The following is a 21,912-nucleotide window of genomic DNA, read 5'->3' on the forward strand; positions in this document are numbered from 1 at the left end:
TCCGCCTACAATGGGCGACTTCTTTCACCGGAAACCTTTCGATGCAGCCTGATACCGCCCGCGCCGTCGTCACCGGTGGCGTTTCCGGCCTGGGCCTGGCCGTGGCCCGCAGGATCGTCGCCGATGGCGGCAAGGTCGCCCTGCTCGACGTCAACGACGCCAAGGGCGCCGAGGCCGTCGCCCTGCTCGGCGAGACCAATGCCCGCTACATCCGCACCGACGTCACCGACGAGGCCGGCGTCGCCGCCAACCTCGAAGCCGCGCGCGGATTCCTCGGCGGGCTCAACGTCGCGGTGAACTGCGCCGGCATCCTCGGCGCCGGCCGCGTGCTCGGCAAGGAAGGCCCGATGCCGCTGGACGGCTTCGCCCGCACGGTGATGGTCAACCTGGTCGGCAGCTTCAACGTGGCCAAGGCCGCCGCGGCGCTGATGCAGTACAACGAGCCGGGCGGGGACGGCGAGCGCGGCGTGATCGTCAACACCGCCTCGGTCGCCGCCTACGAAGGCCAGATCGGCCAGGCCGCGTACTCGGCCTCCAAGGGCGGCGTGGTCGGCATGACCCTGCCCATGGCGCGCGAGCTGGCGCGCTTCGGCATCCGCGTGATGACCGTGGCCCCGGGCGTGTTCTGGACGCCGATGGTCGACGGCATGCCCGAGAGCGTGCAGCAGTCGCTGGCGGCGACGATCCCGTTCCCGGCCCGCCTCGGCCAGCCGGACGAATTCGCCGACACCGTCGCCTTCATCCTGCGGACCCGCTACCTCAACGGCGAGACCATCCGCCTCGACGGCGCGACGCGGCTGGCGCCGAAATAAGAGCGGGGATTGGGCATTCGGGATTGGGGATTGGGAGGAGCAAGAGCAGAACCACTCCGGCGCGATCGTCGAATCACGAAGAACCCAGCCCGCACAACGAATCCCGTATCCCGAATCTCCAATCCCGGACTTCATCCATGAAAGCCAGTGAAATCAAGAAGGGCAACGTCGTCGAGTACAACAACGGCGTCTACCAGATCCGCGACATCGAGCGCAGCTCGCCGCAGGGCCGCGGCGGCAACGTCCGCTACCGTTTCATCATGTACTCCGTGCCCGGTGGCACCAAGCTGGACGCCAGCTTCGACGCCGACGACAACCTGGTCGAGGTCGAGCTGCTGCGCCGCCAGGCCACCTTCTCGTACAAGGACGGCGACGCCTTCGTGTTCCTCGACGACGAGGACTACACCCCCTACACCCTCGATCCGGACGCGATCGGCGACGCCGCCGGCTACATCACCGACGGCCTGGCCGGCTGCTACGTGCAGGTGATCGACGAACAGCCGGTGGCGCTGCAGCTGCCGCAGCACGTCACCCTGGAAGTGATCGACACCCCGCCGGAACTGAAGGGCGGCACCGCGACCAAGCGCCCGAAGCCGGCCAAGCTCAGCACCGGCATCGAGATCATGGTCCCGGAGTACATCACCACCGGCGAGAAGATCCTGGTCAACACGACCACCGGCGAGTTCGGCGGCCGCGCTGACTGACGTTACCGCGCCATAGCCCGGGCAAGCGCAGCGCACCCGGGCGCCAGCGCGCGATGCGCCTCCGTGCCCGCCGCAACGGCGGGCACGCTCCCGCGACGGTCCGCCCGCCAGTTCGCTAAGCTCGTAGCCCGGGTAAGCGAAGCGCACCCGGGATCGGACCCGGATACGACACGTGTGCGCCTGCTACGACGGCTCCCCTGCCAGCTCGCGCAGCCGTTCCCCCAGCAGCTCCAGGTTCCGCTCGGCCCCTTCCAGCGCCGCCCGCCGCCGCGGCGACAGCAGCCCGCGCACGCCTGTTTCCAGCGCCTGCGCCTGCCGCTCGCGCGCCGCTGCATCGGCAACCGCGCGCCGTTCCAGCACCTCGCGTTCCTCGGCCTGCGGCAGGCCGTAACCGGGCACGCCGTCCAGCCAGGAGGCCGGGCGACTGAAGGCTCCACCCAGGCGCAGGAATTCGCGCAGCGCCTCCGCCACATCGCCTGCGCCAGCAAGCGCCTTGGGCTCGTCCAGCCAGCGCCGCTTGAGCTCGTCGCGCGCCAGCGCTTCCTCGCGGCGTACCGCCGCCGATTCCAGCACCAGCAGGGCCGCGGCGGCCCGCAGGCCGGCACGCGGCAGCACCACGCGACGGGCTTCCGGATCCAGTTCCAGCCAGGCCGCTGCGTCGGCCTGCGGCGTGGCAAGTTCCTCGCGCACCACGGCGTACATCCCGTCGTACGTCGCATTGGCCGGGGCGAAGTAATAGCCCAGGCGCACCCGGTCTTCCGGGGCGGCGGGGATAGCCGCCTCGTCCGTCGCGCCGGACCGGCGCAGCCGCGCCAACAGCCCTTTCGGGGTGATGCTTTGCAGGTCCATCGCGGCCAGCCGCGGCACTGCGTCGTGCAGCAGCCTCCAGGTTTCCACCGCGCAGTTGTTGCCGACGAAGAAGTAGCGCCCGTCGTAGTTCCAGTGCAGCTGCGCCGCGCGCGCGGCCAGTGCCTCGATCTCGTCGCGTTCCAGGTCCAGCGGCACCGAGCGCAGCCCGCGCAGTTCGACCTTCGTGTACTCGTCGACCACCTGCCCCAGCGGCAGGGCGAACAGCCGCGACGGATACGACCCGGTCAGCCCGCGCCAGCTGGAGATCTGCACGTCGTCGACGAAAGCGCGGAACGACAGCACCAGGTGGTGCTGCAGGTCCAGCCGGCAATCCGGCCCGCGCGGCCGTCCCGGCGCGCACACCACCAGCCGCAGCATGCTGTGGCCCCAGCGGCTCATCGGCCGCTCATTGCCTTCGGCCAGCAGGTAGTCGACGGCGTGGATGCGCGCCGGGTCCACCAGCTCCGGCCCGGCACCACCACGTACCGCGTCGCGTACGAACGGCAGGCCCGGTGCGCAATCCGCGCGCGGCATGGTGGTACCGAAGTTCGCGTCGAAGTACGCGGCCAGCGCCGGGCGTCGGCAGGGATACTGCGGATCGAGCAGGTAGTGCTCGAGGTTCACCGCCACGTATTCGCGCGGCGACCGGAGTTCGTAGGGATCCGGGCTGCGGTCGCGGAAGTCGTTGCGCCCACGGCGACCGGGACGCCATGCAGCTTCCTGCCAGCCGGCCAGGTCGAGCAGGCGCGGATCGCGCGACAGCCGGCCGGAGCGGCTGCGGTCGTACAGATGGGCCAGTTCGTGGAGCATCGCGGCCAGGGCGGCGCGGGTGGCCGTGTCGTCGGCGTCGGCCGGAGCGGGCCGCGCCATCCATGCCTGCAGCAGCTCGCGCCGCAGGCCGATGCGCCATGCATGCGCGCGGCCATGCACGCCCTCGGGCAGGTCATCGCGCCAGGCGAAGTCGATCGGATGGTCCAGCGCCTGTGCCCAGGCGGTGGGCAGCCGCGAGGTGGCCTCATCGAGCAACTGCCGCGTGGCCGCGGCTTCCGGCGGCGGCATGCCCTCGTCCAGGCGGAACACAGGCGCGGCCCGTGCCACCGGGAGCAGGGTCCCGGCGGAGAACAGCACGGCGGCCAGGCACCGCCACGGACGCATGGATCGCGCGCTCAGTCCTGCGCGAGGACGCGGCGGGCCAGCGCCAGGTCGCTGGCCCGGACGGCCGAAGGATCGCGCTCGCGCATCACCCGCAGCGCCGCCTCGAGGCGTGCGCTGCGCAGGCGGCCGTCGCTGGCGACGAAACCGGCGGCGTCCTCGCGCGCCTCGCGCACCAGCTTGTCGTCGCCGGAGGTGCTGCCGGAGGACGCCGAGGAGCCGGCCGAGGACGCGCCCGCCGAGGTGCCGGCGAAACTCGCGGCCAGCGCGTGGGAAGCGGCGATGCCGAGCAGGACCAGGGTGGCGGTGAGCAGGTAGTGCTTCATCGTTCTGCAGGCTGTTGGGGCCGCGGCGCGGCGGAGCCCCAAGACTAACCGCAGCCGCCCGCGCGTTTCCGCGCGCTCAGTCGAAAAGCTTGCCCGGATTCAGGATCCCGTTGGGATCGAACACCTGCCTGACCCCGCGCATCAGGGCGATCTCCGCCTCGCTGCGGGTGCTGCCCAGGTAGGGCTTCTTGACCAGGCCGATACCGTGTTCGGCGGAGATGCTGCCGCCATGCTTCTGCAGCGCCTGCGCCAGCAGCCTGGTCACGTGCTCGCACTGGGCGACGAAATCCGCGTCGGTGGCGTCGTCGGGCTTGAGCACGTTGATGTGCAGGTTGCCGTCGCCGATGTGGCCGAACCAGACCACGTCGAAGTGCGGATAGGCCTCGCCCAGCAGCGCCTGGGTCTCGGCCAGGAACGCCGGCATCGCCGAGATCCGCACCGACACGTCGTTCTTGTAGGGCTTGTACCTGGCCACCGCCTCGGTGATGCCCTCGCGCAGGCGCCAGATCTGCTGCGCCTGGGCCTCGGACTGGCTGATCACGCCGTCGGCCACCCAGCCCTGCTCCATGCAGTGCTCGAACGCGGCCATCGCGGCCGCCTCGGTGGCCTCGTCGTTGCTGGCGAACTCGGTGACCACGTAGAACGGATACTCGTCCTCCAGCGGCTTCTGCGCGCCGTGGGCCAGCACGTGGCGCAGCGCGCGGTCGGTGAAGAACTCGAAGGCCTCCAGCTGCAAGCGGCCACGGAACTCGGCGAACACCTGCATCAGCACCTCGAACGAGGGCAGCGCCAGCAGCATGACGTTGGTCGGCGGCGGCGGGTCGGTCAGGCGCAAGGTCGCCTCGACGATGATGCCGAGGGTGCCTTCCGAGCCGATCATCAGCTGCCGGAAGTCGTAGCCGCTGGAATTCTTGACCAGGGCGCGGTTGAGCCGCAGCACCTCGCCGGCGCCGGTGACCACGGTCAGGCCGGCGATCCATTCGCGGGTATTGCCGTAGCGGATCACGCGGATGCCGCCGGCATTGGTGGCGATGTTGCCGCCGATCGAGCACGAGCCGCGCGCGGCGAAGTCGACCGGATAGACCAGGCCATGCTCGGCCGCGGCGTTGTGCACGGCTTCCAGCGGCATGCCCGCCTGCACGGTGAGGATGCGGTCGACCGGATCGAACTCCAGCACCTTGTTCATCCGCTCCAGGCTCAGCACCAGTTCGCCATTGGCGGCCACCGCACCGCCGGACAGGCCGGTGCGGCCGCCGGAGGGGACGATCGCGACCTTGTGGCGGTTGGCCCAGCGGACCACAACCTGCACTTCCTCTAGCGAGCCCGGCAGGGCGATCGCCAGCGGCGCCGGGGTCCAGCGCCGGGTCCAGTCGCGGCCATAGTGCTCGAGGTCGGCCGGATCGGTCTTCAGGCGCAGGTCGGGCGCCGACTGCAGCAGGTCGGCGAGGCGGGGATCGGTCATGGGGGCGGTGTGGCAGGACGTGCGGGAGCCTGCAAGCGTGCCAGTACGGGGCCGGTCGCGTCCAGCATGGGGGGCGCCACAGAGGCACGCTCTGCCGCCCTCCCCAGGCGCCTGTTTCAGCGGCAACTTTTGCCCGCGCAAGTCGTCGCGCAGGCGTCCGCCGCTGTTGCGCGAAACAGCATGACGCACTGCGGCAAAAGAGGTGGGCTTCTGGCATAGTTGTGGGCTCCCGACCCCACTTTCCCGGAAGCAGCGCGCATGTCGCCCAAGAAGACCTCCTTCCCGAAATCGGATATCCGCGTGCTGCTGCTGGAGGGCGTCAGCCAGACCGCGGTGGAGACCTTCCGGGCGGCGGGCTACAGCCAGATCGAGTTCCACGAGAAGTCGCTGCCCGAGGACGAGCTGAAGAAGCGTATCGCCGAGGCGCACATCGTCGGCATCCGCTCGCGCACCCAGCTCACCACCGACGTGCTCGCCGAGGCCAAGCGCCTGATCGCGATCGGCTGCTTCTGCATCGGCACCAACCAGGTCGACCTGGAGACCGCCGAGCTGGCCGGCATCCCGGTGTTCAACGCGCCCTACTCCAACACCCGCTCGGTCGCCGAGCTGGTGGTCGCGCAGGCGGTGATGCTGATGCGCGGCATCCCGCAGAAGAACGCCGAATGCCACCGCGGCGGCTGGTCCAAGTCGGCCGCCGGCAGCCACGAGGCGCGCGGCAAGACCCTGGGCATCATCGGCTACGGCCACATCGGCACCCAGGTCGGCGTGCTCGCCGAGGCGCTGGGCATGAACGTGATCTTCCACGACATCGAGACCAAGCTCTCGCTGGGCAACGCGCGTCCGGCGCAGAGCCTGGAGGACCTGCTCGAGCGTTCCGACATCGTCACCCTGCACGTGCCGGAGACCCCGGCGACGAAGAACATGTTCGGCGCCACGCAGATCGCGGCGATGAAGCGCGGCGCGCACCTGATCAACGCCTCGCGCGGCACCGTGGTCGACATCGACGCGTTGGCCACCGCGCTGGAATCGGGCCACGTCGGCGGCGCGGCGGTGGACGTGTTCCCGGTCGAGCCCAAGGGCAACAACGATCCGTTCGTCTCGCCGCTGACCCGCTTCGACAACGTGATCCTGACCCCGCACATCGGCGGCAGCACGCTGGAGGCGCAGGAGAACATCGGCGTCGAAGTGGCGGCCAAGCTGGTCCGTTACAGCGACAACGGCAGCACCCTGTCGGCGGTGAACTTCCCCGAAGTCACCCTGCCGGAGCACGAGGACAGCCTGCGCCTGCTGCACATCCACCGCAACGTGCCGGGCGTGCTGTCGAAGATCAACGAGATCTTCAGCCGCCACGCGCTCAACATCGACGGCCAGTTCCTGCGCACCGACCCGAAGGTCGGCTACGTGGTGATCGACGTGGCCGCCAACGAGGCCCAGGGCGCGCTGCTGCGCGAGGAGCTGGCGGCGATCCCGGGCACGCTGCGCACCCGCGTCCTGTACTGACGCCGGCTCAGGGCGCGGCGGACCGCCGCGCCAGCCACTTGGCGGCCAGCCGCCGCATCGAATCGTCGTCCGCATTGGCGTGGATCGCCACGATCTCGCGCCAGGCCAGGTCGTACGATTCCCCGCTGACCACGTAACGTTCGTCCGCGCCGGCGCGGACGACGTAGCGCGCGTCGTAATGCCAGTGGCCCGGCACATCGCGGCGTTCCGGGATCCAGTGCCGGTCCAGGTCGAACAGCCCGCCGTCCTCCAGATGCAGGCCGGGCACGCCGGTTTCCTCCTGCGCCTCGCGCAGCGCCACCTGCGCCAGGTCGATGTCGCCGTCGGCGTGCCCGCCCGGCTGCAGCCAGCGGTCCAGCTTGCGGTGGTGGGTCAGCAGGGCGCGCTCGCCGTCGGCGCTGACCACCCAGGCCGAACCGGTGAAGTGTCCTTCCAGGCGCGCGCGCACGAACGGGTCCTGCGGGTCGTCCAGCAGGGCGGCGAAGGCGTCGACGGTGGCGGCTTCCTCGGGATGGCGCTGGCGATAGTCGAGCAGCTGCCGGCGGAAATCGGTGAAACGCATCGCGTCCTTCCATGAATGGGCGCGCCCGCCACGGCCGGGGCGGGCGCCGTTGCGGCAATGCCGCGGCACAGCTTGTGGTCCTCACGCCCCTTTGGCAAGGTACGGCGCTTGGGCTGCGCGCCGGTGGCGCATGCGGCAACCAGACCACAGCCATCCGGACGGCGGCAACAGGGGAACACCACTCAATGTCCAAGGGACTTTTCATCGTCAAACCGGTCGAACCGGCCGGCCATGTCGATGCGGGCGAACCGTTCGAGGGCAGCCTGCAGGGGGAATCGGAACTCAGGCGCACGCTGACCGCCCGCCACCTCGTACTGCTGGGCATCGGCGCGGTGATCGGCGCCGGCATCTTCGTGCTCACCGGCCAGGCCGCGGCCAACCACGCCGGCCCGGCGATCATGCTCAGCTTCGTCCTCGCCGGCTTTGCCTGCGCGATGGCGGGCCTGTGCTACGCCGAGTTCGCCTCGATGATGCCGGTCTCCGGCAGCGCCTATTCGTATTCGTACGCCACCCTCGGCGAGGCGGTGGCCTGGTTCATCGGCTGGTGCCTGGTGCTCGAGTACCTGTTCGCGTCCTCCACGGTCGCGGTGGGCTGGTCGGGGTATCTGGTCAGCTTCCTGACTTCGACGCTGGGACTGCCCTTCCCCGCCGAACTGGCCTCCGCGCCGCTCACCTGGAGCGAAGGCCGCTTCATCGCCACCGACGGCATCATCAACCTCCCGGCGGTGCTGATCGTCGCCGCGGTCAGCGGCCTGTGCTACGTCGGCATCACCCAGTCGGCCTTCGTCAACGCGATCATCGTCAGCATCAAGGTGGTGGTCATCGCCGCCTTCCTCGGCTTCGGCATCCAGTACGTCGATCCGGCCAACTGGACCCCGTTCATCCCGGAGAACACCGGTCCGGGCCAGTTCGGACTCGAGGGCGTGTACCGCGCGGCGACCATCGTGTTCTTCGCCTACATCGGCTTCGACGCGGTCTCCACCGCCGCCGGCGAGGCCAAGAACCCACAGCGCGACATGCCGATCGGCATCCTCGGTTCGCTGGCGGTATGCACCATCATCTACATCGCCGTGTGCGCGGTGCTGACCGGCATGACCCACTACTCGCTGCTGGGCACCGCCAAGCCGGTGGCCACCGCGCTGGAGGAAGTGCTCAAGGCCGACCCGGGCGCCAGCGTGGGCTGGCTGAAGACCGCGGTGGAGATCGGCGCGATCGCCGGCCTGTCCTCGGTGATCCTGGTCATGCTGATGGCGCAGCCGCGCATTTTCTACTCGATGTCGCGCGACGGCCTGCTGCCGAAGCTGTTCGGCAAGGTCCACCCGAAGTTCCAGACCCCGTACGTGGGCACGATCATCGTCGGCGTGCTGGCCTGCATGCTGGCCGGCTTCATGCCGCTGAGCGTGCTCGGCGAGCTGGTGTCGATGGGCACCCTGCTGGCCTTCGCCACGGTGTGCGTGGGCGTGTTCGTGCTGCGCTTCTCCCGCCCGGACCTGGCGCGTCCGTTCCGCGTGCCGATGTTCTGGCTGATCTGCCCGCTGGGCCTGCTCGCCTGCCTGTTCCTGTTCCTGCAGTCGTTCATGGAGCACTGGAAGATCTTCGTGGGCTGGACCGTGCTCGGCCAGGTCATCTACTTCGCCTACGGTTACCGCCACAGCAAGCTGCGCAGGGCCGGCTGACCACGATCCGCACGCGGCCGGCGCCCTGCGCCGGCCGCTTCGTTCCACCCAGGGGAAACGCGCAAGATGGGCGCAACGTCCGCACGCAAGATCGGTCCGGTGCTGGCGACCTTCGTGGTCGCCAACAACATGATCGGTTCGGGGTTCTTCCTTCTGCCGGCCATGCTGGCCAAGTCCGGCGGCGTCACCGCGCTGGCCTGGCTGGTGTGCACGGCGCTGGCGATGATGCTGGGCGGCGCCTTCGCGCGCCTGGCGCGGCACCACCCGGGCCTGGAGTCGCCCGACGACTACGTGCGCCCCTCGCTGGGCCGCGACGTCAGCTTTCTGGCCACGACCATGTACTGGGTGTCCTCGTGGATCGGCAACAATGCCATCGCGGTGGCCGCGTTCGGCTACCTGCTGGTGGTGCTGCAGACCTGGCTGCCGGTCGGCGACGGACCGGGCGTGCGCCTGGGCGGCCAGGTGGCGCTGATCTGGCTGATGTTCGCGCTGAACCTGATGGGCCCGCGGCCGATCGCGCGCTTCCAGTCGCTGTGCGTGGTGCTGGGCCTGCTGCCGGTGGCGCTGATCCTCACCGCCGGCTGGGCCTATTTCGATCCGTCGGTGTACCGCGACTCCTGGAACGTGTCCGGCCAGTCCGACGTGACCGTGGTGATGCAGTCGCTGGCGCCGATCTTCTGGGCCTTCGTCGGCCTGGAGACCGGCGCGATGGTCGCCGGCGTGGTCGACGATCCGGACCGCAACGTGCCGCGCGCCACCCTCGGCGGCATCGCCATCGCCGGCGCGGTGTACCTGGTGTCCTCCGTGCTGATGATGGGCATCGTGCCCGCCGCCGAGCTCGCCCAGTCCGGCGCGCCGTTCGCCCTGGTCGCCGGGAACATGTTCGGGCCCTGGGCCATGCCGATCATCGCCGCCGCCGCCGCGATCAAGGCCACCGGCACGCTCGGCGGCTGGATGCTGGTCACCGGCGAGTCCGGCGCGCGCGCGGCGCAGCGCGGCTTCCTGCCGGCGGTGTTCGGCCACCTGCGCCCGAACGGTTCGGCCGCCACCGGCCTGTTCATCATCTCGCTGTCGATGACCGCGCTGGCCTTCCTCACCCTGGCGCCGACCGTTTCGGGCCAGTTCGAGGTGCTGATCGAGATGGTCGTGGTGCTGGTGGTGATGGCCTATGTCGCCGCCGGCCTGGCCCTGCTGCTCGGTACGCGCGAACGGCCGTCCACCCACCGCGAGAAGGTGCTGGGCATGGGCGCGCTGGTGGCCTGCGGGCTGCTGGTCTATTCGACGCCGGGGAAGACCCTGGTCGGCGGGCTGGTGATCGCCCTGCTGGCGTGGGCGGCCTTCCGCGGTTTCAGCCGGAAGGAAGCCGTGGCGCGTTAAACTGCGCGCCATGAACACCCCCCAGGTTCCCTACGACCAGGCCCGCCTCGGCGAGCTGGCCCGGCTGCTGATCGACAACATCCGCGAGCTTGCGCAGCTGGGCTGGACGCCGGCCACCTCCAGCAACTTCTCGCACCGCCTGGACGACCGCCACGCGGCGATCACCGTGTCCGGCCGCGACAAGGGCCGGCTGGTCGAGGGCGACATCATGGTCGTCGACTTCGAAGGCCAGGCCGTCGGCCGCCCGCTGCGGCCGTCCGCCGAGACCCTGCTGCACACGCGCCTGTACCAGCGCTTCCCCGCGGTCGGCTGCGTGCTGCACACGCATTCGCCGGTGCAGACCGTGGCCTCGCGCCTCTACGCGCCCCAGGGCCACGTGCGCCTGGAAGGCTACGAGCTGCTCAAGGCCTTCCACGGCAACAGCACCCACGAGACCGCGGTGGACGTGCCGGTATTCGCCAACACCCAGGACATGACCGTGCTGTCGGCGCAGGTGGACGCCCTGCTCGACCGCCAGGCCATGTGGGGCTACCTGATCGACGGCCACGGCCTGTACGCCTGGGGCCGCGACATGGCCGAGGCGCGCCGCCACCTGGAGGCGTTCGAGTTCCTGCTCGGCTGCGAGCTGGAGCTGCGCAAGCTCGGCGCCCGCTGAGCCGCGGCGTTGCAGCGCCGCATGCCGCCGTTGCGCTGGCGTTGCCGGCGGGCGGCGGCGCAGCTGGTACCCTAGACGGTCCCCGCGCCCCGTGCGCCACGCCGCGAGAACGCCCCCATGAGCCGACTGCGCATCTTCGACGAGAACGATCCCGGCCAGCCCCTGTTCGCCAGCCGCGACGGGGACGCCATTGCCGCCGAACTGGGAAAGATCGGCGTGACCTTCGAGCGCTGGCGCGCCAGCAAGCCGATCGAGCCCGGCGCTTCCCCGGAAGCGGTGATGGAGGCCTACCGCGCCGATATCGACCGGCTGGTGGCCGAGCGCGGCTTCCGCACCGTGGACGTGGTCAGCATCGCCCCGGACAACCCGAACCGGGAGGAAATGCGCAGGAAGTTCCTCGACGAGCACTTCCACAAGGAAGACGAGGTCCGCTTCTTCGTCGCCGGCTCCGGCCTGTTCACCCTGCACGTGGAAGGCAAGGTCTACGAGGTCGAGTGCGTGAAGGACGACCTGATCGCGGTGCCGGACGGCACGAAGCACTGGTTCGACATGGGCGAGTCGCCGAACTTCGTGGCGATCCGCTTCTTCACCGAGCCGGATGGCTGGGTGGGCCATTTCACCGGCACCGACATCGCCGGCCGCTTCCCGCGCTACGAGCCCGAAGCCGCCTGATCCGCCGCCCCCCTCATCCCGCGCCCCTCACTGGAGGGGCGCTTTTTCTGCAGCCCACGACATGACCCGCGCGATCCTCACCGACATCGAAGGCACCACCAGCAGCATCTCGTTCGTGCGCGACGTGCTGTTCCCCTACGCGCGGCGCGCCCTGCCCGGCTTCGTCGAGGCGCACGGGCACGAGCCGGAGGTGCGGCGCTGGCTGGACGCGGTCGCGGTCGAGGCCGGCGGCCTGTGCCAGGACGCGATGATCGTGGAGACACTGCAGGGCTGGATCGACCAGGACCGCAAGCACACCGCGCTCAAGGCGCTGCAGGGCATGGTCTGGGAAGCCGGCTACCGCAACGCCGACTTCACCGCCCCGGTCTACCCGGACGCGGCGCAGACGCTGCAGCGCTGGCATTCGCTGGGGCTGCCGCTGTACGTCTACTCCTCCGGCTCGGTGCCGGCGCAGAAGCTGTTCTTCGGCCACAGCGACGCCGGCGACCTGACCGGGCTGTTCTCCGGCTGGTTCGACACCGAGGTCGGCGGCAAGCGCGAGGCGGCCAGCTACACCCGCATCGCCACGGAGATCGGCCTGGCGCCGCACGACATCCTGTTCCTGTCCGACGTGGTCGAGGAGCTCGACGCAGCGCGTGCCGCCGGCCTGCACACCGTGCTGGTCGACCGGCCGGCGGACTACGCCGAGCCGCGCGCCGGCGATGCCGCGCACGGCCACACCCGCGTGTCCAGCTTCCTCGAGGTCGAGCTGCCGCTCTGAGCCATGCCGGCGCCGCCCTGGCGCCGAAGCGGGAATGGTTCGCGTTTGAACGCGCGCCGCGCCGGCTGGCTAGACTGCGCGCCACGCAACCAGCCGCTCTGCGCGCCAGTCACGCGTCCGCCGCCAGCCAGCCTTCGCCAGCCAGCCGCGGAACTTCGTACCGGCGCCTATTCCCCCGCGGCTTCCTGCAGCCGGTATTCGGTCGAAGCCAGCACCTCGCCCTGCCAGCGCTCGAAGGCGCGTACCTCGACCCGGTGCACGCCCGGCGCCAGTCCCGTATCCAGTGCGCCACGCCACAGGTGGGTGGAATCCACCGCCTCGGGCGAGCGGTCGAAGCCGCGCAGCGCCGGCGCCAGGTCGTCGGCCACGTTCTCCACCAGCAGGCGCGGGTCCGCGCGCTCGACGCGCTTCATCGGCTTCCAGGCGCCTCCGTCGATGCGGTATTCGACGCGGGTGGAGGCATCGCCCATGAACACGTTGGCGAACACGCCCCAGGCCGGGTACGCGCCCTTGCGCAGCACCCTCGGCGCGTGCAGGGCCATGGCCCGGGTGAAGGCCGGATCGTCGGTCCCTATGCGGGCCGGATGGTAGGCCAGCGCGTAACCGCCCGAGGCATCGATCGACAGCGTGGCGTAGCCGTTGGGCGTGCCGTCGGCCATGGTCGCGTCGGGAATGCCCTGCGCATCGGCCACGCCCGACCAGAACGCGCCGCAGGCCGCGCCGACGTTGTACTCGTGCAGCGGCGCCGCACCCTGCCAGCCCTCCTTTTCCCCATGCCAGTAGTGCTGCTGCACGTGGCTGTGGCCGCTGAGCAGGAGCACGCGCGGGCGCTCGCGCAGCAGCGCGAACAGGCGCGCGCGGTCGGCGGCTCGGAAGGTCTGGCGGCCGCCGGTATCGAACACCGGGATGTGCATGCCCAACACCACCAGGCGCTCGGGGACCAGCTGGTCCAGGTAGGCTTCGAGGAAGCGGAACTGGTCCTCGCGCAGGCCGCCGATGTAGCCCGGGCCCTGCCCCGGCTGCACGACCACGTCGTCGAGGAACACGAACGCGGCACCGCCCTCCTCCACCGCGTAGGTGTCCGGGCCGTAGACCGCGTGCCAGCTCGTCAGCGAAGCCGCGTCGTCCTTGGCGCCCGGCTCGACGTCGTGGTTGCCCGGCACGTGGAACCAGGGCACCTGCAGCCGGGTGGTGACGGCGTTGAGCTCGGCGTAGAGCTGCATTTCGTCGTCGACCAGGTCGCCGAGGGTCACGCCCAGCGCGGCCGGATGGCGGCCAATGATCGGCTCGACGATGTCGCGGCGGTAGTAGTCGATGTCGTCCCGGCTCTTCACCTGGCTGTCGGTGAACACCAGCACTTCGGTCGCAGCCTCCGCGGACGCGGTCCCGGGCAGCAGCGCGAAGTCGGCCTGCACGCGGCCCTTCGCCGGCACCGCGCGCCAGAACGCCGGCAGGCCGTCGGCCGCCGGCGCAAAGCGCAGGGTGGCCGGCTTGACCACGAAGACGTGCGCGCCCGGGCGTGCATCGATGCGGTAGCGCCCCTGCGCATCGGTGCGCACGATGCGCTCGCCGTCGGAGACGGCCACGTCGGCCAGCGCGACGTCGCCGGCGGTACGCCCCGGCCGGCCATCCTGTTCCAGGTAGACCTGGCCGCCTACCGCGACGGTGGTGGCCGCGTACGCCGCGACCGGCAGGATGGACGCCGCAAGGACCAGGGCGGCGGAGGCGCGCAGGAACATCGCGTCACCATTGGCAGGAAGGAACCGCGATTGTAGTCGTCCCCGCCACCGGCGGCCCCGCCCCTCAGCCGCGGTGGCGCTGCTCCAGCACTTCGACCGCGTGCGCCAGCGACAGCCCGCGCGAGTGCAGCAGCACGGTCAGGTGGTAGACCAGGTCGGCGGCCTCGCCGAGCAGCTGCTCGTCGTTCTGGGCCACGCCGGCCAGCGCGGTCTCCACCCCCTCCTCGCCCACCTTCTGCGCGATCCGGCGCACCCCGGACTCGAACAGGCTCGTGGTGTAGCTGCCCTCGGGCCGCTCGCGGGCGCGCCGCGCGACCAGCGCGTCGAGTTCGCCGAGGAAGGAGACGTCGCCCTGCGGCGGCGCCTCCACCTGCGCCGGCGCGTGGGCGAAACAGCTGGCGCGCTGCAGGTGGCAGGTCGGGCCGCGCGGGCGCGCCAGCACCAGCAGCGCGTCCGAATCGCAGTCGGTGTCGATCCCGACCAGCTCCAGCACGTGGCCGGAGGTCTCGCCCTTGGTCCACAGGCGCTGCTTGCTGCGGCTGTAGAAGGTGACCAGGCGCGTATCCAGGGTGGCGCGGAAGGCGTCGCGGTTCATGTAGCCGAGCATCAGCACGCGCAGGGTGTCGGCGTCCTGCACGATCGCCGGCAGCAGGCCCTCGCCCTTGTCCCAGTCCAGCGACTCGCACAGCAGGGTCGGGCCGCGCACGCGGGTCGCCACGGAAACGGATTCAGACATCTCTCACCTCGATGTCCCGCTGGCGCAGGAAACGCTTGAGTTCCGGAATGGCAATGGTGCCACCGTGGAACACGCTGGCGGCCAGCGCGCCGTCCACGTCGGCCTGTTCGAAGGCTTCGGCGAAGTGCAGCATCTCGCCGGCGCCGCCCGAGGCGACCAGCGGCACGTGGCAGGCCGCACGCGCCTCGCGCAGCTGGACGATGTCGTAGCCGCGGCGCACGCCGTCGCTGTCCATGCAGTTGAGCACGATCTCGCCGGCGCCCAGGCGCTGCGCCTCGACGATCCAGTCGAGGGTGCGCACGCCCGGCTCGCGGGTCCGCGATGGATCGCCGGTGTTGGTCCGCACCCGCCACTGGCCGTCGGCCTCGCGGATCGAGTCGATGCCGACCACCACGCACTGCACGCCGAAGGCGTCGGCCAGTTCGGAGACCAGCGCGGGACGCTCCAGCGCCGGCGAGTTGATCGAGATCTTGTCGGCGCCGGCATGCAGCACGCGGCGCGCGGTCTCCACGTCGCGGATGCCGCCGGCGACGCAGAACGGGATGTCGATCAGCCGTGCCACCCGCTCGACCCAGGCGTGGTCGACCGAACGCCCCTGCGGGCTGGCGCTGATGTCGTAGAACACCAGCTCGTCGGCGCCTTCGTCGCGGTAGCGCATCGCCAGCTCGGCGATGTCGCCCATGTCGACGTGGTCGCGGAAGCGCACGCCCTTGACCACGCGGCCGTCGCGCACGTCCAGGCAGGGAATGATGCGGCGGCTCAGCATGCGGGCTTCTCCAGCACCAGTGCGTCGGCCAGGGCCAGGCGCCCTTCCAGCAGGGCGCGGCCGAGCACCGCGCCGGCACAGCCGGCCGTGCGCGCGGCCGCCACGTCGCCGGCGTCGCGCACGCCGCCGGAGGCCTGCACGGCCACCTCCGGCGCCAGCGCATGCAGGTGCGCGTACAGGTCCAGGTTCGGCCCGGACAGCATGCCGTCGCGGGCGATGTCGGTGCACAGCAGGTGGCGCAGGCCGGCCTCGACGTAGCGCGGCAGCAGCGCGTCCAGGGTGACCCCGGCATCCTCGGTCCAGCCATGCACAGGCAGCTGCCAGGTAGCGGCCTCGTCCTGGCGCGTATCCAGGGCCACGGTGATGCGCTCGCCGCCGAATTCGTCCAGCCAGGCCAGCACGGCCTCCGGCTCGCGCACGGACAGCGATCCGACCACCACGCGCGCGGCACCGGCATCGAGGATCCGCGCCACGTCGTCGCGCGAGCGCACGCCGCCACCGGTCTGCACCTGCAGGCCGGTCTCGCGGCTGATCGCCGCCAGCAGCGGCGCCAGGGTGTAGCCGCCGGCACGGGCCGCGTCCAGGTCGACCAGGTGCATCCAGCGCGCGCCGGCGGCCGCGAATGCGGCGGCGCGCGGCAGCGGATCGTCGCCGTACTGCGTCTCGCGCGCGTAATCGCCCTGGGCCAGGCGCACGACCTTGCCGCCACGGATGTCCAGCGCCGGGTAAACGGTGAAGCCCATCAGAAATCCATCTCCAGGAAGTTGCGCAGGATCCGCGCGCCGGTGGCGGCCGAGCGTTCCGGATGGAACTGTGCGCCGCAATGGCGGCCGCGCTGGACCACCGCGGTGAACAGGCTGCCATGGTCGCTGGCGGCGACCGTGTCCGCCGTGAGCGGCGCCGCATAGCTGTGCACGAAGTACGCGCTGGCGCCCTCGGGCACGCCGTCCATCAGCGCCGACGGCCGCATGATGCGCAGCCCGTTCCAGCCCATGTGCGGGATGCGGATGCACTGCCCCGGGCGCATGTGCCGGACCACGCCGGGCAGCAGGCCCAGGCATTCGACGTCGCCCTCTTCCGAGCCTTCGTACAGCAGCTGCATGCCCAGGCAGATGCCCAGCAGCGGCGCCTGCAACCGGCGCAGCGGCTCCACCAGGTCCTGCGCGTGCAGGCGGCGCATCGCTTCCGGGGCCGCGCCGACGCCGGGCAGGATCACGCGGTCGGCGCCTTCCAGCCCGGCCGCGTCGCGCACTACCCGCGGGGCGACGCCGAGGCGTTCCAGCGCATAGCAGACCGAGCCGAGGTTGGCGCCGCCGGCATCGATGATGGCGACGTCGCTCACAGCACCCCCTTGGTCGACGGCAGCGCGTCGCCCTCGCGGCGGATGGCCTGGCGCAGCGCGCGCGCCAGCGCCTTGAAGCTGGCTTCGATCTTGTGGTGGTCGTTGTCGCCGGTGACGCTGATGTGCAGGTTCAGGCCCGCGGCATCGCACAGCGAGCGGAAGAAATGCGGCACCAGTTCGGTCGGCATGTCGCCGACGCGCTCGCGGGCGAAGCTGCCCTGGTAGACCAGGTACGGGCGGCCGCTGAAGTCCAGGGCCGCGCTGGCCTGGGTCTCGTCCATCGGCAGGGTGAAGCCGTAGCGGCCGATGCCGCGCTTGTCGCCCAGCGCCTCGCGCAGGGCCTGGCCCAGGGCCAGGGCGGTGTCCTCGATGGTGTGGTGCTCGTCGATGTGCAGGTCGCCCTCGGCCTCGATCTCCAGGGCGAAGCCGCCGTGCTTGCCGATCTGCTCGAGCATGTGGTCGTAGAACGGCAGGCCGGTGTGGATCTTCGGCTCGGCGGCACGGTCCAGGTCGACGGCGACGCGGATCTTCGTCTCCTTCGTATTGCGCTGGACCACCGCCTTGCGCGGCGCGTCGGCCAGCTCGTGGGCGATCCCCGCCCAGTCCCACTCGCCGCCGAACTGCGGGGTCTTCAGCTGGAACGCGCGGATGCCCAGGTTGGCGGCGAACTCGTTGTCGGTCGGGCGGTCGCCGACCATGGCCGAGCGCTTCCAGTCGATCGAGCGGTCCTGGATATAGGGCAGCACGAGCCCGATCCCCGGCTTGCGCGTGGGCTTGTTCTCGTGCGGCCAGCTGGTGTCGATCAGCACGTCGCGGAAGCGGATGCCCTGGCTTTCGAACACCTGCATCATCAGGTCGTGCGGACCCTGGAAGCTTTCCTGCGGGTACTTCTCGGTGCCCAGGCCGTCCTGGTTGGAGACCATCACGAACTGGTAGCCGGCGTCGCGCAGCTTCAGCAGCGCCGGGATCACGCCCTTGACGAAGCGCAGCTTCCCGTAGGCGTCGATCTGGAAGTCCTCGGGCTCCTCGATCAGGGTGCCGTCGCGGTCGATGAAGAGGATCGGGGTCATGCTGCTGCTTCCTGGACCGCCAGCGTTGCCAGCACGCGGTCGTTCTGTTCGGGACTGCCGATGGTGATGCGCAGGGCGTCGCCCAGCTGCGGCGCGGCGCGCTGGTCGCGCACGACCACGCCGGCGGCGAGCAGGCCGTCGAACGCGGCCTGGGCGTCGTCGAAGCGCACCAGCAGGTAGTTGCCGGAGGACGGGTAGACCCGGCGCACGCCAGGCATGTCGGCCAGCGCCGTGGCCAGCCGTGCTCGCTCGCTGCGCACCGTCGCCACGCGCTCGGCGGTGCGCGCCAGGGCTTCGTCGGACAGGCCGGCGATGGCCAGGTCGGCGCACGGCGTCGGCACCGGATACGGCGCCTGGCAGGCGCGCAGCACGCGGATCAGGGCTGGATCGGCGATGAGCGTGCCGATCCGCGCCGCGGCCAGGGCGTGCGCCTTGGACAGCGTCCGCAGCACGGCGATGTTGCGGTGTTCGCCCATCAGGCTGGTCGCCGATGGCTGGTCCGAGAACTCGCCATAGGCCTCGTCGACCACGACCAGCGCGCGGCCGGCCAGGCGCTGCGCCAGCGCGGCGATGCCGGCCAGCGGCACGTCGGTGCCGGTGGGATTGGACGGGCTGCACAGGAACACCAGTCTGGCATTGCCCTGCTCCGCCGCCAGCGTCACCGCTTCGAGGTCCACGCCGAAACCGGCCGGACCATCGACCAGCGGCACCTCGCGCAGCGGCGCATCCTGCAGCCGTGCGCTGACCGCGTACATGCCGAACACCGGCGGCGTGGTCACGATCGCGTCGCGCTTCGGCACGCACAGCGCGCGCACCAGCAGGTCGATGGCCTCGTCGCTGCCACGGCCGACCAGCAGCTGCTCCTCGCGGACCCCGTACAGGCGCGCCAGCGCCTCGCGCAGCGCCGGCGGCTGCGGCTCCGGATAGCGGCGGCAGCGGCTGTCGGCGTCGGCCGGGTTCGCCCACGGACTCTCGTTGGCGTTGAGCCAGATCTCGCCGCTGAGCGGGTGGCTGCGCGCGGAGCTGTAGCCGCCGAAACCGCGCAGGTCCTCGCGGACCAGGCGCAGCAGCGCGTCGTCTTTGTTCGTGGCCGGACCGCTCATGCGCCGGCCGCCTCCAGTCGCAGTGCGACTGCGTTGGCATGCGCATCGAGCTGTTCGGCGCGGGCCATGGTCACCGCGCAATCGCCGATGGCGAGGATGCCCTCGCGGCTGGCCGCCTGCACGCTGACGAAGTTCTGGAAGCTGGCCACGCTCACCCCGCTCCAGGCGCGCGCGGCGCCGTTGGTGGGCAGGACGTGGTTGGTCCCGCTGCAGTAGTCGCCCAGCGCCTCCGGGGTCCAGTCGCCGAGGAACACCGAGCCGGCGGCCTCGACCCGGTCCAGCCACTGGCGCGGCTCGCGCAGCGCCAGGATCAGGTGCTCGGGCGCGTATTCGTTGCTGATCGCGAAGGCTTCCTCGATCGAGCCCGTCTGGATGAGGCGCGAGGACGCCAGCGCGCGACTGGCGATGGAAGCGCGCGGCAGTGCGGCCAGCTGCACCGCGAGCTCGGCCTCGACGCGGTCGATCAGGCCGGCGCTGTCGGACAGCAGCAGCACCTGCGAATCGGGGCCGTGCTCGGCCTGCGACAGCAGGTCGGCGGCGACGAAGGCCGGATCGGCGCCGTCGTCGGCGATCACCAGCACCTCGGAGGGACCGGCCGGCATGTCGATGGCCGCGGCGCCGGACTGCGCGACCTGGCGCTTGGCCTCGTCGACGTAGCTGTTGCCCGGTCCGAAGATCTTGTCGACCTTGGGCACGCTGGCGGTGCCAAAGGCCAGCGCGGCGATCGCCTGGGCGCCACCGAGCTTGAACACGCGGCCGACGCCGGCCAGGCGCGCGGCCACCAGCACGGCCGGATCCGCGCTGCCATCGGCGCGCGGCGGCGTGCACAGCACCACCTGGCGGCAGCCGGCCAGCGCGGCCGGCACGCACAGCATCAGCGCGGTCGACGGCAGCGGCGCGCTGCCGGCCGGCACGTACAGGCCCACGCGCGGCACCGGACGGATGATGCGCTCGCAGAGCACGCCCGGCGCGGTCTCGACGCTGTAAGCCTTGCCCATGCCGGCGCGATGGAAGGCCTCGATGCGCGAAGCGGCCTCGGCCATGGCCTGGCGCAACTCCGGCGCCACCGCGGCTTCGGCGGCGGCGAATTCCCCGGCGCTGACCTCGAAGCGTTCGAGGTCGACCTTGTCGAAGCGCGCGGTCAGTTCGCGCAGCGCCTCGTCGCCGCGCGTGCGCACGGCGTCGAGCACGGCGACCACGGCCTGGCGGGTGGCGTCGGCCACGACCTGCACCGGTCGGGTCAGCGCGCGGCGGCGCGCGTCCGCATCCAGCGCAGCCCATTGCAGGCGGTTCCAGGCCGGCTGCACTGCATTGCTCTGCACGGCGCTCATGCCAGTGACCTCTCCACGCCCAGGACCATCAGCTGGCGCGCACCGGCGCGCTCCAGCTCTTCCAGCCGCTGCCAGCTCACCGCGCCCTCGCACATGGCCTGCAGGGCCAGCCCGCCGTTCGACGAGGGCAGCTGGACCAGCGGGCCGGCGTCGGCCAGCAGGCGCTCCAGTGCCGGCAGCGCCTCGCGGTCGGCGTTGAACATCAGCAGTTTGCGCTCGCGCACCTGAAGCACGCCGTCCATGCGTCGCAGCAGCATCTGCGCCAGGTCGGCGCGGGCGTCGTCGAAGCTGCCAGCCGGACCGGCCAGCACCGCCTCGCTCTCGAGCAGGGTCTCGACCGGCTTGAGCTGGTTGGCCTTGAGGGTGGCGCCGCTGGAGACCAGGTCGCAGATCAGGTCGGCGGTGCCCAGGCGCGGGGCGATCTCCACCGAGCCGGACAGCTCCACCACCTGCGCGTCGATGCCGCGCTCCTCCAGCCACTGCGCCAGGATCGCCGGGTAGCTGGTGGCGATGCGGGTGCCCTGCAGCTGCCCGGCACCGGTCCATTCCCACTCGTCCGGCACCGCCAGCATCAGCCGGCACTGGCCGAAGCCGAGGCCGCGCAGCGCGCGGTAGGCCGGGGCCAGGCCGATGCGCGCGCGGGCGCCGGCCTGTTCGTCCAGTTCGTTGCGGCCGACGATGCCCAGGTCGCAGACGCCGTCGGCGATCAGCCCGGGGATGTCGTCGTCGCGGACCAGCAGCAGGTCCACCGGCAGCGATTCGCCGTAGCAGAACAGCCTGTCGCGGCTCTCGCGCCAGCTCAGGCCGCAGGAAGCCAGCAGGGCTCGGGCCGGCTCGGCCAGGCGGCCGCTCTTCTGGATGGCGATCCGCAGGCGGTCGCGGGTGGCCGATCCAAGGGGGGGAGTCATCGTGTGGTTTCCGCGCTGGAGGTGGCGCTCCGGCCCAGGGCCAGTGCATAGCCGCCGGCACCGCGCTCCAGCGTGCGCGCGACCCGGCCGATGGTGGTGACGCTGACCCCGGTCAGCTCGTAGATCTCGCGATACGGCACGCCCTTGAGCAGCAGCGGCACCACCCCCCAGCGGTCGACCATCGCCTCCAGCTCGGCCGGCGTGCACAGGTCGCGCAGGAAAGCCGCGACCTCCTCGCCGGTCTGCAGCGAGGCGATGGCATCGGCCAGCACCTGCAGCGACTGGTCGGAGGGGCGGGCGGAAGCGGGGGTGGGACGGGGCTTCATGACGTATCAACGTATTAGCGTGCTAATACATTACGCCGCAATGCAGCATCGGTCAATCACGGATGGCCGGGCGGGACCGGAGCG

The 21,912-nt window shown here is 71.1% G+C and carries 22 protein-coding genes; 8 read left to right on the plus strand and 14 right to left on the minus strand.

Annotation, left to right across the window (positions count from 1 at the left end):
- Positions 1-41 precede the first annotated feature (41 nt).
- On the plus strand, positions 42-812 hold the full coding sequence (locus M503_RS0112260; RefSeq protein WP_028918914.1) for an SDR family NAD(P)-dependent oxidoreductase: 771 nt from the start codon (positions 42-44) through the stop codon (positions 810-812).
- A 137-nt stretch (positions 813-949) separates the two neighbouring features.
- Positions 950-1,516 (plus strand): elongation factor P-like protein YeiP, encoded by a 567-nt coding sequence (gene yeiP, locus M503_RS0112265; protein ID WP_028918915.1) that lies wholly within the window; start codon positions 950-952, stop codon positions 1,514-1,516.
- A gap of 183 nt (positions 1,517-1,699) precedes the next feature.
- On the opposite strand, the gene M503_RS16460 is transcribed toward yeiP, so the two are convergent.
- The 3 genes from M503_RS16460 to M503_RS0112280 all read right to left on the minus strand — a co-directional run bounded on the left by M503_RS16460 (position 1,700) and on the right by M503_RS0112280 (position 5,305).
- Positions 1,700-3,520, minus strand: coding sequence for a DUF4105 domain-containing protein (locus M503_RS16460; RefSeq protein WP_037061350.1), 1,821 nt, complete (start codon positions 3,518-3,520; stop codon positions 1,700-1,702).
- A gap of 11 nt (positions 3,521-3,531) precedes the next feature.
- Positions 3,532-3,843 carry a DUF2388 domain-containing protein gene (locus tag M503_RS0112275; protein WP_028918916.1) on the minus strand — a complete coding sequence of 104 codons (312 nt, stop codon included), beginning with the start codon at positions 3,841-3,843 and terminating at the stop codon, positions 3,532-3,534.
- Between the two features lie 76 nt (positions 3,844-3,919).
- Positions 3,920-5,305 (minus strand): FAD-binding oxidoreductase, encoded by a 1,386-nt coding sequence (locus tag M503_RS0112280; protein ID WP_028918917.1) that lies wholly within the window; start codon positions 5,303-5,305, stop codon positions 3,920-3,922.
- A 258-nt stretch (positions 5,306-5,563) separates the two neighbouring features.
- Between M503_RS0112280 and serA the strand changes: the two genes are divergently transcribed.
- On the plus strand, positions 5,564-6,805 hold the full coding sequence (gene serA / locus M503_RS0112285; protein ID WP_028918918.1) for a phosphoglycerate dehydrogenase: 1,242 nt from the start codon (positions 5,564-5,566) through the stop codon (positions 6,803-6,805).
- A 7-nt stretch (positions 6,806-6,812) separates the two neighbouring features.
- Here the strand turns inward: serA and M503_RS0112290 are convergent, their stop codons facing one another.
- The gene (locus M503_RS0112290) at positions 6,813-7,367 is read right to left on the minus strand and encodes an NUDIX hydrolase (protein ID WP_028918919.1); all 555 of its coding nucleotides are present in this window, start codon (positions 7,365-7,367) and stop codon (positions 6,813-6,815) included.
- A gap of 185 nt (positions 7,368-7,552) precedes the next feature.
- On the opposite strand from M503_RS0112290, the gene M503_RS0112295 reads away from it, so the two are divergent.
- The 5 genes from M503_RS0112295 (at position 7,553) to mtnC (ending at position 12,507) form a co-directional block, all read left to right on the plus strand.
- A complete protein-coding gene (locus tag M503_RS0112295) occupies positions 7,553-9,043 on the plus strand; it encodes an amino acid permease (RefSeq protein WP_037061353.1) in 1,491 nt (496 codons plus the stop codon).
- Between the two features lie 66 nt (positions 9,044-9,109).
- The gene (locus M503_RS16465) at positions 9,110-10,420 is read left to right on the plus strand and encodes an amino acid permease (RefSeq protein ID WP_051414585.1); all 1,311 of its coding nucleotides are present in this window, start codon (positions 9,110-9,112) and stop codon (positions 10,418-10,420) included.
- A gap of 10 nt (positions 10,421-10,430) precedes the next feature.
- Positions 10,431-11,075, plus strand: a complete 645-nt coding sequence (locus tag M503_RS0112305; RefSeq protein ID WP_028918921.1) for a methylthioribulose 1-phosphate dehydratase — start codon at positions 10,431-10,433, stop codon at positions 11,073-11,075.
- A gap of 117 nt (positions 11,076-11,192) precedes the next feature.
- Positions 11,193-11,747 (plus strand): 1,2-dihydroxy-3-keto-5-methylthiopentene dioxygenase, encoded by a 555-nt coding sequence (locus M503_RS0112310; RefSeq protein WP_028918922.1) that lies wholly within the window; start codon positions 11,193-11,195, stop codon positions 11,745-11,747.
- Positions 11,748-11,808: 61 nt separating this feature from the next.
- The gene (gene mtnC, locus M503_RS0112315) at positions 11,809-12,507 is read left to right on the plus strand and encodes an acireductone synthase (protein WP_028918923.1); all 699 of its coding nucleotides are present in this window, start codon (positions 11,809-11,811) and stop codon (positions 12,505-12,507) included.
- Positions 12,508-12,674: 167 nt separating this feature from the next.
- Here the strand turns inward: mtnC and M503_RS0112320 are convergent, their stop codons facing one another.
- The 10 genes from M503_RS0112320 to M503_RS0112365 form a co-directional block, all read right to left on the minus strand.
- Positions 12,675-14,246 carry a calcineurin-like phosphoesterase C-terminal domain-containing protein gene (locus M503_RS0112320; RefSeq protein WP_028918924.1) on the minus strand — a complete coding sequence of 524 codons (1,572 nt, stop codon included), beginning with the start codon at positions 14,244-14,246 and terminating at the stop codon, positions 12,675-12,677.
- Positions 14,247-14,310: 64 nt separating this feature from the next.
- Complete coding sequence (gene hisIE, locus M503_RS0112325; RefSeq protein WP_051414586.1) at positions 14,311-14,982, minus strand: bifunctional phosphoribosyl-AMP cyclohydrolase/phosphoribosyl-ATP diphosphatase HisIE; 672 nt, start codon at positions 14,980-14,982, stop codon at positions 14,311-14,313.
- Complete coding sequence (hisF, locus tag M503_RS0112330) at positions 14,975-15,748, minus strand: imidazole glycerol phosphate synthase subunit HisF (RefSeq protein WP_028918926.1); 774 nt, start codon at positions 15,746-15,748, stop codon at positions 14,975-14,977. The genes hisIE and hisF overlap by 8 nt, the downstream gene beginning before the upstream one ends.
- Positions 15,742-16,491 (minus strand): 1-(5-phosphoribosyl)-5-[(5-phosphoribosylamino)methylideneamino]imidazole-4-carboxamide isomerase, encoded by a 750-nt coding sequence (gene hisA / locus M503_RS0112335; protein ID WP_028918927.1) that lies wholly within the window; start codon positions 16,489-16,491, stop codon positions 15,742-15,744. Before hisA ends, hisF begins: the two co-directional genes overlap by 7 nt.
- Positions 16,491-17,090 carry an imidazole glycerol phosphate synthase subunit HisH gene (gene hisH, locus M503_RS0112340; protein ID WP_028918928.1) on the minus strand — a complete coding sequence of 200 codons (600 nt, stop codon included), beginning with the start codon at positions 17,088-17,090 and terminating at the stop codon, positions 16,491-16,493. Before hisH ends, hisA begins: the two co-directional genes overlap by 1 nt.
- The gene (gene hisB, locus M503_RS0112345) at positions 17,087-18,160 is read right to left on the minus strand and encodes a bifunctional histidinol-phosphatase/imidazoleglycerol-phosphate dehydratase HisB (RefSeq protein ID WP_028918929.1); all 1,074 of its coding nucleotides are present in this window, start codon (positions 18,158-18,160) and stop codon (positions 17,087-17,089) included. Before hisB ends, hisH begins: the two co-directional genes overlap by 4 nt.
- Positions 18,157-19,263 carry a histidinol-phosphate transaminase gene (gene hisC, locus M503_RS0112350; RefSeq protein WP_028918930.1) on the minus strand — a complete coding sequence of 369 codons (1,107 nt, stop codon included), beginning with the start codon at positions 19,261-19,263 and terminating at the stop codon, positions 18,157-18,159. The genes hisB and hisC overlap by 4 nt, the downstream gene beginning before the upstream one ends.
- Complete coding sequence (hisD, locus tag M503_RS0112355) at positions 19,260-20,594, minus strand: histidinol dehydrogenase (RefSeq protein WP_037061360.1); 1,335 nt, start codon at positions 20,592-20,594, stop codon at positions 19,260-19,262. Before hisD ends, hisC begins: the two co-directional genes overlap by 4 nt.
- Positions 20,591-21,502, minus strand: coding sequence for an ATP phosphoribosyltransferase (hisG, locus tag M503_RS0112360; RefSeq protein ID WP_028918932.1), 912 nt, complete (start codon positions 21,500-21,502; stop codon positions 20,591-20,593). The genes hisD and hisG overlap by 4 nt, the downstream gene beginning before the upstream one ends.
- Positions 21,499-21,828 (minus strand): YerC/YecD family TrpR-related protein, encoded by a 330-nt coding sequence (locus M503_RS0112365; protein ID WP_028918933.1) that lies wholly within the window; start codon positions 21,826-21,828, stop codon positions 21,499-21,501. Before M503_RS0112365 ends, hisG begins: the two co-directional genes overlap by 4 nt.
- Positions 21,829-21,912: the final 84 nt, after the last annotated feature.

It is taken from the genome of Pseudoxanthomonas suwonensis J47 (assembly GCF_000513955.1).
GTDB lineage: Bacteria > Pseudomonadota > Gammaproteobacteria > Xanthomonadales > Xanthomonadaceae > Pseudoxanthomonas > Pseudoxanthomonas suwonensis_C.